Origin of the sequence: Flexivirga meconopsidis, assembly GCF_026162425.1 — a bacterium.
Lineage (GTDB): Bacteria > Actinomycetota > Actinomycetes > Actinomycetales > Dermatophilaceae > Flexivirga > Flexivirga meconopsidis.
This window is the reverse complement of sequence record NZ_JAOBQJ010000002.1, coordinates 840,676-852,243: the sequence shown is the minus strand read 5'-3', so window position 1 is coordinate 852,243 and position 11,568 is coordinate 840,676. Positions and strand designations below refer to the sequence as shown.

Here is an 11,568-nt window from a genome sequence, read left to right as displayed (position 1 = left end):
GCCGGGGGCTACTGCCCGGGATGCAAGAAGGTCAGCCGCAAAGCGGCTGACCTTGTGGTGCCCCCGGGAGGATTCGAACCTCCGCTCCCGCCTCCGGAGGGCGGTGCTCTATCCCCTGAGCTACGGGGGCGTGCGGCGAACCGCGCTGGGCAACATTATCAGCCGTCCGCCGCTGCTCCGAATCGGCGAGCTCTCAGCAGACCACCCGCCGGACGAGCCGGTAGGACCGAACACGCCCCGCCGTATCGTGTCGCCCGTGACTTCCAGCCCCGACCTGCAGCAGGCGACCGCGGCCGACGTGTGGCCGGCCGGTCTCACCCGCGACTCCGAGGGCGCCCTTGCGCTGCGCGGCCGAGCCTTGACGGAGCTGGCCGCGGCATACGGCACCCCGGCATACCTGATCGACGTCGAGGACCTGCTGGCCCGTGCGCGCAGCTTCCGGGACGAGTTCGCCGCCGCGTTCGGCGCCATCGGCACACAATGCGACGTGTTCTACGCCGGCAAGGCGTTCCTCGCGACCCCGCTCGCGCGGCTGCTCGACTCCGAGGGCCTGAACCTCGACGTCTGCACCGGCGGCGAGCTCGCGGTCGCGGCGAAGGCCGGCTTCCCGGGCGCCCGCATCGGGATGCACGGTAACAACAAGTCGGTCGCCGAGATCGACGCCGCGCTCGACTACGGCGTCGGCCGGATCATCGTCGACTCCTTCGACGAGATCGAGCGGGTTGCGGCCTCCGCCGAGCAGCGCGGCATTCGGGCCAAGGTGATGCTGCGGGTCAAAACCGGTGTCGAGGCGCACACCCACGAGTTCATCGCGACCGCGCACGAGGACCAGAAGTTCGGCTTCTCGCTCGATGGAGGGGAAGTGGCCGAGGCGGCCGCGCGGGTGCTCGCACGCTCGAATGCCTTGGAATTGCTTGGTTTCCACTCCCACATCGGATCGCAGATCTTCGAGTCGGACGGCTTCGCGGTCGCCGCGCAGCGGCTGATCACCCTGCAGCTGCAGGTCGCGCGCGAGCAGGGCGTCACGCTGCCGGAGCTCGACCTCGGCGGCGGTTTCGGCATCGCCTACCTGCCGACCGACACGCCGCTGACCGAGGCGCAGATGGCCGGCCAACTCGCCACCATCGTGCGCGATGCCTGCGCCGAGGCGGGTATGCCGGTGCCGCGCGTCTCGATCGAGCCCGGTCGGGCGATCATCGGTCCTGCCGGCATCACTCTCTACGAGGTCGGCACGGTCAAGCCGGTGCAGGCGACCGACACGCTCGTGCGGACCTACGTGTCCGTCGACGGCGGCATGAGCGACAACCCGCGGCCCGCGCTCTACCAGGCCGATTACGCCGCGGCGCTTGCCAATCGGGGTGGCGACAGCGCGGACATGCTGACCCGAGTGGTGGGCAAGCATTGTGAGTCCGGTGACATCGTCGTCCGAGAGGCACAGCTGCCCGCGGACACCGCTGCCGGTGACCTGCTCGCGGTCGCGGCGACCGGTGCCTACTGTCGGTCGCTGGCAAGCCAGTACAACCACGTGCCCCGGCCGCCGGTGCTCGCCCTGACTGGCGGCGAGGTGCGCACCTGGCTGCGTCGCGAGACGATCGACGACCTGTTGGCCCTGGAGGGGGAGTAGTTAACGTCATGGCAGAGCCCTTGAAAGTGGCCTTGCTCGGCTGCGGCGTGGTCGGCAGCGCGGTTGCCCGACGGCTCGTCGACGACGCCGCCGACCTGGCAGCCCGGGTCGGCGCGCCGCTCGAACTCATCGGCGTCGCGGTGCGCGACCCAGCCAAACCACGGCCCGCGTCCGGGGTGTCGGCAGACCTGTTGACCACGGATGCCGAGGGTCTGGTGACCAAGGCAGACCTCGTGGTCGAGCTGATGGGTGGCATCGAGCCGGCTCGCGCACTGCTGCTGCGCGCCATCGAGCACGGCGCCAGCGTGGTCACCGCCAACAAGGCGCTGCTCGGTGCCGACGGGCCACAGCTCTACGAGGCCGCGGATGCCCGCGGCGTCGACCTGTCGTTCGAGGCTTCGGTCGCCGGCGCCATACCTCTGCTGCGGCCGCTGCGCGAATCCCTCGCCGGCGACTCGGTGCAGCGCGTGATGGGCATCGTCAACGGCACCACCAACTTCATCCTCGACAAGATGGACCGCACCGGCGCTGCCCTGCCCGACGTGCTCGCCGAGGCGCAACAACTGGGGTATGCCGAGGCCGACCCGACCGCCGACGTCGAGGGCCATGACGCGCAGGCCAAGGCCGCGATCCTCGCCTCGCTCGCCTTCCACACCCGCGTCTCGACCGATGACGTGCACTGCGAAGGGATCATGGGCATCACCGCCGATGACATCCGCGACGCGCGCAAGATCGGGTGCACGGTCAAGCTGCTTGCGATCTGCGAGCGGACCGCCGACGGCGTCAGTGCCCGGGTGCACCCGACGCTCGTGCCTCGGTCCCACCCGCTCGCGTCCGTGCGGGAAGCGTTCAACGCGGTCTTCCTCGAGACCGAGCTCGCCGGTGAGCTGATGTTCTACGGCCAGGGCGCCGGCGCGCAGCCGACGGCTTCGGCGGTGCTCGGAGACCTGGTGCAGGCGGCCCGCCACAAGGTCGACGGCGGCCGCGGGCCGGGGGAGTCGGCATACGCCGCCCTGCCGATCCTGTCGATCGACCAGGCGCGCACCAGCTACTTCATCCGGCTCGATGTGCAGGATGAGCCCGGCGTGCTGGCACGGGTGTCGAATGTCTTTGGAAATCAAGGAGTTTCGATCGAGAGCATGCGGCAGGGCGTCGTCCGTTCCGACGACGGGCTGGCCATGCTGCAGATCGTCACCCATCAGGCGACCGACGCGGCGTTGGCTCGCACGGTCGAAGGTCTACAAGCCGCCGACGACGTGCACGAGGTCGCATCGGTGCTCCGCGTGGAAGGTATGTGATGGCCCAACAGTGGCGCGGTGTGATCCGCGAATACGCCGATCGTCTGCCGATGTTGCGTGACGCTCCCGTCATCACCCTCGGTGAGGGGGGCACGCCCCTGATCCATGCCGACTACCTCAGCGAGCTCGTCGGCGCTGAGGTCTACGTGAAGTTCGAGGGGCTCAACCCGACGGGTTCGTTCAAGGACCGCGGCATGACGGCCGCGATCTCGATGGCCGCCAAATCCGGTGCGAAAGCAGTGATTTGCGCGTCGACCGGCAACACGTCGGCGTCTGCTGCGGCATACGCGATCAAGGCGGGTATGACGTGTGGCGTGCTCGTCCCCGAGGGCAAGATCGCGATGGGCAAGCTCGCCCAGGCGATCGCCCACGGCGCTGAGCTGCTGCAGGTCGAGGGCAGCTTCGACGACTGTCTCAATGTGGCGCGAAAACTCGCCGAGTCTTACCCGGTGGAGCTGGTCAACTCGGTGAACCCGGCCCGCATCGAGGGCCAGAAGACCGCCGCGTTCGAGGTCATCGACGTGCTCGGCGACGCCCCCGACATCCACTGCCTGCCGGTCGGCAACGCCGGCAACATCACGGCATACTGGAAGGGTTATCGCGAATCCGCAGCTCTGGCAAAGGGTTCCGACGGTCACGCGACCAAGTCGCCGCAGATGTGGGGTTTCCAGGCGGCGGGCGCGGCGCCGATCGTCAAGGGGCACCCGATCGACGAGCCGGACACCGTCGCCACCGCCATCCGCATCGGCAACCCGGCCTCCTGGCGACAGGCGCTCGCCGCCCGGGACGAGTCGTCCGGGCTGATCGACGCGGTCAGCGATCAGCAGATCCTGCAGGCGCACCGGGTCATCTCCAGCAAGGAGGGCGTCTTCGTCGAGCCGGGCTCGGCTGCGAGCATCGCCGGTTTGTTGATGATGCACGCGCGCGGCGACGTCCCGGCCGGGGCGACGATCGTGTGCACCGTGACCGGGCACGGCTTGAAGGATCCGCAGTGGGCGCTCCGCAACGCCGACGGCGAGGACGTCCAGCCGACCCGGATCCCGGTCGACGCCGTGACCGCCGCCCGCGCTCTCGATCTCGAGGGCTGAATTTCGTGGATCGGCAAGCTTTTTCGCCCGGTAGCTCGGTCACGGTGCAGGTGCCGGCCAGCAGCGCCAACCTTGGCCCGGGCTTCGACTCCATCGGCCTTGCGCTCGGCATTTTCGACACCGTCCAGGCGACGATCGGCGGCGACCAACTGGTGATCAGCGTCGACGGTCACGGCGCCGACGACGTCCCGACCGACGACGGTCACCTGATCTGGCAGTCCGCAGTCACGATGTGGCGACATCTCGGCATAGAGCCGCCCACAGGCGTGATCCTCAACTGCCGCAACGAGATTCCGCATTCGCGCGGGCTCGGGTCGTCGGCCGCGGCCATCGTCGCCGGCCTCGCAGTCGGGCTGGCGCTCGTGCGCGATCACATCGACGACGAAGCCTCGTTGGCGCTGCTGAACAATCTGGCCGGTGACGCCGAAGGGCACCCGGACAACGCGTCCGCGAGTGTCTACGGCGGGTTCACCGTCTCCTGGGCCGACGACCACGGCGGCGGATGGCGCACCGTGCGGCCGCCGCTGCACCCGGGGATCACCCCGACGGTGCTGATCCCGCATGCCACGCTCGCCACTGACAAGGCCAGGGCCGCACTGGGTGACACGGTCAGTCTCTCGGCGGCAGCGTCGACCGTCGGCCGAGCGGCGCTGCTGGTCGAAGGAATGACGCGTGATCCGCAGGTGTTGTACCCGGCAACGCGAGACTGGCTGCACCAGGAGGCGCGACGCCCGTCATACGCCGAGAGCATGGGCCTGGTGGACGTGCTGCGGTCGCGCGGCGAAGCCGCGGCGATCTCCGGCGCGGGGCCGGCCGTTCTCGTCCTCGGCACGCAGCCGCCCGCCCTCAGCGCGCAGGACCTCGGCGACACCTGGCAGGTGCTGCAACCTGGCGTCGCCACGACCGGCGTGCGGGTCGTTTCGCGTTCCACACCTTCCACGGTGTAAGTTGGGTGCTGCATCGAAGGCAGTTAGTCGGCCGCGTGACATTTTCGTCCCGGCTTCACTCGATGCCTCATCACCGAAGGCTCCGGGCCGATCAACTCGGTCCTTGCCGTATGGCGATGAGGTCGCCGCATCCAGCGCGACTCAAAGTGACACCCCAACACGATCGGCCCATCGAGAGGCCGGCACAGACGAGGGGGAAGGAACCTTCGTGACAGACACCACCGAACTCACTGCGTCGACCAACGAGTCTGCGCCGAGTTCCCGGGGCAGCCTCAGCACCATGAAGCTCGACGAGCTCAAGCAGCTCGCGGTGACGATGGGCATCAGCGGCACCTCGAAAATGCGTAAGAGCGACCTGCTCGCGGCGATCCGCGAGCGTGGCGCCGAAGGGGGCGCTGCGTCCGGGGGGACCAGCAACGGCGGTACGACGAGCGCGCGCCGCGCGCCGCGCCGCGCCGGCTCCGGCACCACGACTCCCGAGGAGCGCCCGGCCGAGCAGCCCGCGCCGCAGGCCGAGCCCGAACAGCGCGCAGCGCAGAGCCGGTCTGACAAGGCGGACACGGGCAGGGCCGACTCTGAGAAGGCCGACTCTGACAAGTCGGGCCAGGCTGGCGAGCAGGACAAGCCCGCCGACGGCGAGCAGTCCGACAAGTCCGACAAGGGTCAGTCCGACAAGAACCAGGGCGACCGCGGTCGTCGCGGGGACCGTCAGCAGGGCGGGGACCGTCAGGACCGTAACCAGGGCGGCAACGACCGTCACGACCGCGACCGCAACCAGGGCGGCGGCAACAACAACGACCGTCAGCAAGGTGGCGACCGGCAGGGTGGCCGTCAGCAGGGTCAGAACCGCCAGGGCAACCAGGGCGGCAACGACCGGCAGGGCGGCAACAACAACGACCGCTGGAACGACGACGGCAACAACCGCGGCGGACGCCGTCGGCAGCGGGGCCGCGACCGCAAGCGCGGGCGTGGCCGCGGCGACGACTTCGGCGACGTCGATCTGGCGGTGCGCGAGGACGACGTCCTCGTGCCGGTGGCCGGCATCGTCGACGTGCTCGACAACTACGCGTTCGTCCGCACCAGCGGCTACCTGCCCGGCCCGAACGACGTCTACGTGCCGCTGGGCATGGTGAAGAAGAACGGCATGCGCAAGGGCGACGCCGTGACTGGCGCCATACGGGCCTTGCGCGAGGGTGAGCAGCTGCCGAGCCGGCAGAAGTTCAACGCGCTCGTGCGGGTCGACACCGTCAACGGGATGACTCCGGAGAAGGCCAAGGAGCGCGTCGAGTTTTCCAAGCTGACCCCGCTCTACCCGCAGGAGCGGCTGCGTCTGGAAGACGACCCGAAGCACATCACCAACCGGGTGATCGACCTGGTCGCGCCGATCGGCAAGGGCCAGCGTGGCCTGATCGTCGCGCCCGCCAAGGCCGGTAAGACCCTGGTGATGCAGGCGATCGCCAACGCGATCACCACCAACAACCCCGAGTGCCACCTGATGGTCGTGCTCGTCGACGAGCGGCCGGAGGAAGTCACCGACTTCGAGCGCTCGGTCAAGGGCGAGGTCATCTCCTCGACCTTCGACCGTCCCGCCTCCGACCACACCGAGGTCGCCGAGCTGGCGATCGAGCGCGCCAAGCGCCTGGTCGAACTCGGTCAGGACGTCGTGGTGCTGCTCGACGGCATCACCCGCCTCGGTCGCGCCTACAACCTGGCCGCGCCGGCCAGCGGGCGCATCATGTCCGGTGGTGTCGACTCGGCCGCGCTCTACCCGCCGAAGAAGTTCTTCGGTGCGGCCCGCAACATCGAGAACGGTGGCTCGCTCACCATCCTCGCGACCGCGCTCATCGAGTCCGGTTCGAAGATGGACGAGGTCATCTTCGAGGAGTTCAAGGGCACCGGCAACTGGGAGCTGCGCCTGTCGCGTCAGCTCGCCGAGCGCCGCATCTTCCCGGCGGTCGACGTCAACCAGTCGTCCACCCGCCGCGAGGAGATCCTGCTCGGCCAGGACGAGCTGAAGATCATGTGGAAGCTGCGCCGCGTGCTCGCCGCGCTCGACTCCCAGCAGGGCATCGAGCTGCTGCTCGACCGGTTGAAGAAGACCGCGTCGAACACCGAGTTCCTGATGCAGGTGCAGCAGACCAGCTCGATCAAGCTCGACGACGAGGACTGAGCGAGCGACGCAAGTCATCGAGAGGCCCACGAAATCCAGCGGATTTCGTGGGCCTCTCGATGTATGCCCCGGTATGCGGCGGGGCGTGGAGCCGGGGGCGTGCGTAACTCGAAACGGTTGCGGGTTGTGCGCGCGGACCCGGCCCGGGGGCGTGCATAAGTCGAAACGGTTGCGGGTTGTGCGCGCGGACCCGGCCCGGGGGCGTGCGTAAGTCGAAACGGTTGCGGGTTGTGCGCGCGGACCTGGCCGGGGGCGTGCATAACTCGAAACGGTTGCGGGTTGTGCGCGCGGATCCGGCCTGGGGCGTGCATAACTCGAAACGGTTGCGGGTTGTGCGCGCGGATCCGGCCTGGGGCGTGCATAACTCGAAACGGTTGCGGGTTGTGCGCGCGGATCCGGCCTGGGGCGTGCATAACTCGAAACGGTTGCGGATTGTGCACGCGTCAACGCGCAGGCGCCGGACCCGCGCGGGATCCGGCGCCTGCGCCATACCGACGAGCGTCAGCTCACCCGCACGTCCTTCGCCTGCACGAACATCACCCGGTGGCCGAAGCTGACCATGAGATATTCGGTCTTGCCGACGATGTCGATGTGGTCGTTCGGGGTGTCGATGTCATAGGTCTTGGCCTTGTAGTAGTCAGTGGGGACGTCCTCGTCGACCACGACGTACGACTGACCTTCACCCCACACATAGCTGTATGGCGAAATCGCCTGCACATCCGTCGGATCGGAGTATGCCGAGGCTTCCGGATAGGCCCGGCCGTAGAGCGGCACGGCACCGGTCTTGGCGGTCGCGACACGAGCCTTCTTCACCACCCGCGCGGTCGGCGACTTCACCGGGTTGCGGAACCACGATTTCTGCCCGAGATACCAGATAGCGGTCCAGTCGCCGTAGACCTCGGCCACCACCCAGTCCGTGCCGGCCGTTGCGCGGGCGCTGATGTCGTCCGGCTCGGTCGTCGAGGCGGAACCGTCCGGGTGCCGGCCGATGTCGTCGACCAGGGGAGCACCCTCGTCCGGCTGCTTGTGCAGTGTGACGAAGTTGGTCGCCGGCTGCGGCCCGTCGACCACACAGATCGGCGGGTTGTTGGTGTCGCAACCGGTGACGACCTGCTCGTTGCCGTCGAAGCCGGGCAGGATGCGCACCACGTCGCCGGCGCGAATCTCCTTGTTGCGGAACGTTCCCCGGTCCAGAGGCGCCTTCAGCAGCTCGAAGTAGTGCTCCCAGTCCCAGAAGGGGCCCGGGTCCCAGTGCATCCCGGCGATCCCGGCGGTGGTCGTGGCCGGCACCTGGTCGTGGCCGATGATGTGCGCGCGGTCCAGCGGGATGGCGTATTCCCTGGCGAGATAGGCGACCAGTCGCGCGGAGGTGCGGTACATCGCCTCGCTGAACCATTTCGGCCCGTCGACCGCAAAGCCCTCGTGCTCGATCCCGATCGAATGCATGTTGACGTACCAGTTGCCGGCCTGCCAGCCGACATCCTTGCTCTCCAGGTGCTGCGCGATCTGCCCGTCGCTGGAGCGCACCGAGTAGTTCCACGCCAGGTAGGTCGGGTCCTGGACCAATTTGAGGCTGCCGGCGTAGTAGCCCTCCATGTCGTGGATGACGATCTGGTTGATGATCGGCGCCTTCGGCCGGCGGGCCAGGTCGTGGTTGCCGTAGTCGCCGGGAGTCGGTCCCGTCTGTTCGTATGGCGCAGGCACCCAATCGACCGCGAGCCCCTTCGGGGCGTCGATCGGCGACGACTGCCGGGCCTTGGCCGCCTCGGCGGCGCGCTTGGCGAACGGCGCCCGCTGACCGCTGACGTCACCGACCTTGGTGGGTGACAACTGCAGCTTCGCGCCGGCTGCCTGCTTGCTCACGCCCTTGCGCAGGTCGGCCACGACGTCGTCGGCGAAGCCCAGCTGCGTTGCGGCAGAGGTAAATCCGCTGGTGCTGGCGATCGCGGCATACCAGCTCGCCGGGTCGGTGCCGGTGCCGATCGCGTGCCCGAGCGCGCGTTGCGCGGCGGACAACACGGCGGCGCCTCCGGCGATGTTCGACGCCGGATCGGTCCGCAGGTGCTGCGTGTCGATGCCGGTGAGAGTGGCCGCCTGGGCGAGAGTGTCGACCACCGAGGGCGCCGAGTCACCCCGCGCGTTGTCGCGCAGGGACTGTGCCTTGGTGCCGTCGATCAGGTGCATCGGGCCGTAGCCGAGGCTGGTGCTCGGCCGGCCGGCGTGGTCCTCCCAGCGAGTCTGTCCGTAGGAGACGGCAGCGAGCACCGCGGGCGGCACGCCGTACTTGGCCGCGGCAGTTGTGAACAGGTCCTGCTCGTCCACCGCGAGCGCGGGCGCGGCGGCCGCGGTGAGCGGCACCGCGAGTGCGGCAACCAGGAAGTTTCGTCGGGAGAGCGGTCTACTCATGGTGTCTCCGAAGGGCACGGGCGCTAGCCGGGGGTGAACGCTGACTGATTCACCATGCCACCGATTGGTGGGTAAATGCTTTCCAATCGTCGAAGAACTTCGCGGCCGGTTCAGCTCACGACGACGTCCGCCGCCTTGACATACATCAGCCGGTGCCCGAAGTTGACCAGGTAGTACTTGGTCGTCCCGACGACATCGATGTGGGTGCCCGGAGCGTTGAGGTCGAACCCGCCGCTCTTGTAGTAGTCCGTTGGCACCCGCTCGTCGACAACGGCATACTCCTGGCCGACGCCCCACACGTAGCTGTATGCCGAAATCGGTTGCGCCGTAACGGAGCTCGGGTATGCCGAAGCTTCCGGGTAGGCGCGGCCGTAGAGCTTGATCGGCCCGGTCTTCGGGCGCGCCTTGCGCCCACCGGTCACCACTCGGGCGGTCGGCTTTGCCTTCGGGTTCTTAAACCACGCGAGCTGATCGAGATACCAGATCGCGGTCCAGTCGCCGTCGACCGCAGCGACCACCCAGTCGGTGCCGGCGGCGGCGCGCGCGCTGACGTCGGACGGGTTCGTGGTCGAGGCCGAGCCGTCCGGATGCGCGCCGATGTCGTCGACCAGGGGAGAACTGTCGCTCGCCAACTTGTGCAACGCGACGAAGTTGGCGCCCGGCTGCGGGCCGTTCGTGACGCAGAGCGGCGGGTTGTTGGTGTCGCAGCCGGTGAGGACCTGCCCGTTGCCGGCGAAGCCGGGCAGGATGCGCACCACGTCCCCGATGACCGGCGCGGTCGTCGTGGTGCCCGTGGTGAGCGGCTTGCCCAGCAGCTCGAAGTAGTGCTCCCAGTCCCAGAAGGGGCCCGGGTCCCAGTGCATCCCGGCGATCCCAGAGGTGGTTGTCGCCGGCACCTGGTCGTGACCGATGATGTGCGCCCGGTCGAGCGGCACGCCGTACTTGGTGGCCAGATAGGCGACCAGCTTCGCCGAGGTGCGGTACATCGCCTCGCTGAACCACTTCGGGCCGGCGACCGCGAAACCTTCGTGCTCGATGCCGATCGAATGCATGTTGAAGTACCAGTTGCCGGCGTGCCAGCCGATGTCCTTGGCCTGCAGGTGCTGCGCAATCCGCCCGTCGCTGGAGCGGACCGAGTAGTTCCACGCGACATACGTCGGGTCCTGGACCAGCTTGAGGCTGCTCGCGTAGTAGCCCTCCATGTCGTGGATCACGATGTGGGTGATCGACGGTGACGCAGGTCGTCGCGCGAGGTCGTGGTTGCCGTAACCGCCCCCGCTCAACTGCTCGTATGGCGCCGGCACGTCGTCCACGGCGAGCCCCGTGGGTGCATCGACCGCCGCGGCGGCCAGAGTCCGGCGCGCCGCGTCGGCACGGGCGGCCAGTGGTGCACGCTGCGCGGTGACGTCACCGACCTTGCTCGGAGCGAGCTGCAGCTTCGCGCCGGCCGCCTGCTTGCTCACGCCCTTGCGCAGATCGGCCACGACGTCGTCGGCGAAGCCCAGCTGTGTTGCGGCAGAGGTGAATCCGCAGGTTGCCGCGATCGCGGCATACCAGGTCGCTGGGTCGGTGCCGGTCCCGGTGGGGTGCCCCAGACTGCGCTGTGCGTCGGCCAGGACGGCCGCGCCGCCCGCGATGTTCGACGCCGGGTCGGTGCGCAGACGCTGCTTGTCGATGCCGGTGAGCGCCGCGGCCTGGCCGAGGGTGTCGAGCGCGCCGGGGGCGCTCTCGCCGCGCGCGGCGTCGCGCTGTGCGCGCACGGCCGCGCCGTCGATCAGGTGCATCGGGCCGTAACCGAGGCTGGTGCTCGGTGCGCCCTCGTGGTCCTCCCAGCGGGTCTGTCCGTAGGAGATCGCCGCCAGGACCGCGGGCGGCACCGCGTATTTCGTTGCGGCAGGTGCGAACTGGTCGTGTTGGTCCACCGCGAGGGCGGGTGCTGCTGCAGCGGTGAGCGGCACGGCGAGCGCGGCGACCAGGAAATTTCGGCGAGACAGCGGACCGGTCATGGTGACCCACCATGGCAGCGCCGAGGACG

At 68.8% G+C, this 11,568-nt stretch carries 7 protein-coding genes and 1 tRNA gene; 5 read left to right on the top strand and 3 right to left on the bottom strand.

The features are described 5' to 3' along the window. Positions 1 to 55: 55 nt before the first annotated feature. A tRNA-Arg gene (locus N2M23_RS09365) sits at positions 56 to 130 on the bottom strand. 126 nt (positions 131 to 256) lie between these two features. Here N2M23_RS09365 and lysA point away from each other — a divergent pair. The 5 genes from lysA (at position 257) to rho (ending at position 7,127) form a co-directional block, all read left to right on the top strand. After that, a complete protein-coding gene (gene lysA, locus N2M23_RS09360) occupies positions 257 to 1,624 on the top strand; it encodes a diaminopimelate decarboxylase (protein WP_265444967.1) in 1,368 nt (455 codons plus the stop codon). A gap of 8 nt (positions 1,625 to 1,632) precedes the next feature. After that, positions 1,633 to 2,922: a homoserine dehydrogenase gene (locus N2M23_RS09355; RefSeq protein WP_265444966.1), complete on the top strand. Its 1,290-nt coding sequence runs from the start codon at positions 1,633 to 1,635 to the stop codon at positions 2,920 to 2,922. Then, the gene (thrC, locus tag N2M23_RS09350; protein WP_265444964.1) at positions 2,922 to 4,010 is read left to right on the top strand and encodes a threonine synthase; all 1,089 of its coding nucleotides are present in this window, start codon (positions 2,922 to 2,924) and stop codon (positions 4,008 to 4,010) included. The genes N2M23_RS09355 and thrC overlap by 1 nt, the downstream gene beginning before the upstream one ends. A gap of 5 nt (positions 4,011 to 4,015) precedes the next feature. Then, a complete protein-coding gene (locus N2M23_RS09345) occupies positions 4,016 to 4,957 on the top strand; it encodes a homoserine kinase (RefSeq protein ID WP_265444962.1) in 942 nt (313 codons plus the stop codon). A 208-nt stretch (positions 4,958 to 5,165) separates the two neighbouring features. Further along, complete coding sequence (gene rho, locus N2M23_RS09340; protein WP_265444961.1) at positions 5,166 to 7,127, top strand: transcription termination factor Rho; 1,962 nt, start codon at positions 5,166 to 5,168, stop codon at positions 7,125 to 7,127. 501 nt (positions 7,128 to 7,628) lie between these two features. Here rho and N2M23_RS09335 read toward each other — a convergent pair. Then, positions 7,629 to 9,533, bottom strand: coding sequence for an N-acetylmuramoyl-L-alanine amidase (locus N2M23_RS09335; RefSeq protein WP_265444959.1), 1,905 nt, complete (start codon positions 9,531 to 9,533; stop codon positions 7,629 to 7,631). Between the two features lie 110 nt (positions 9,534 to 9,643). Continuing rightward, positions 9,644 to 11,539 (bottom strand): N-acetylmuramoyl-L-alanine amidase, encoded by a 1,896-nt coding sequence (locus N2M23_RS09330; protein WP_265444957.1) that lies wholly within the window; start codon positions 11,537 to 11,539, stop codon positions 9,644 to 9,646. Positions 11,540 to 11,568 lie beyond the last annotated feature (29 nt).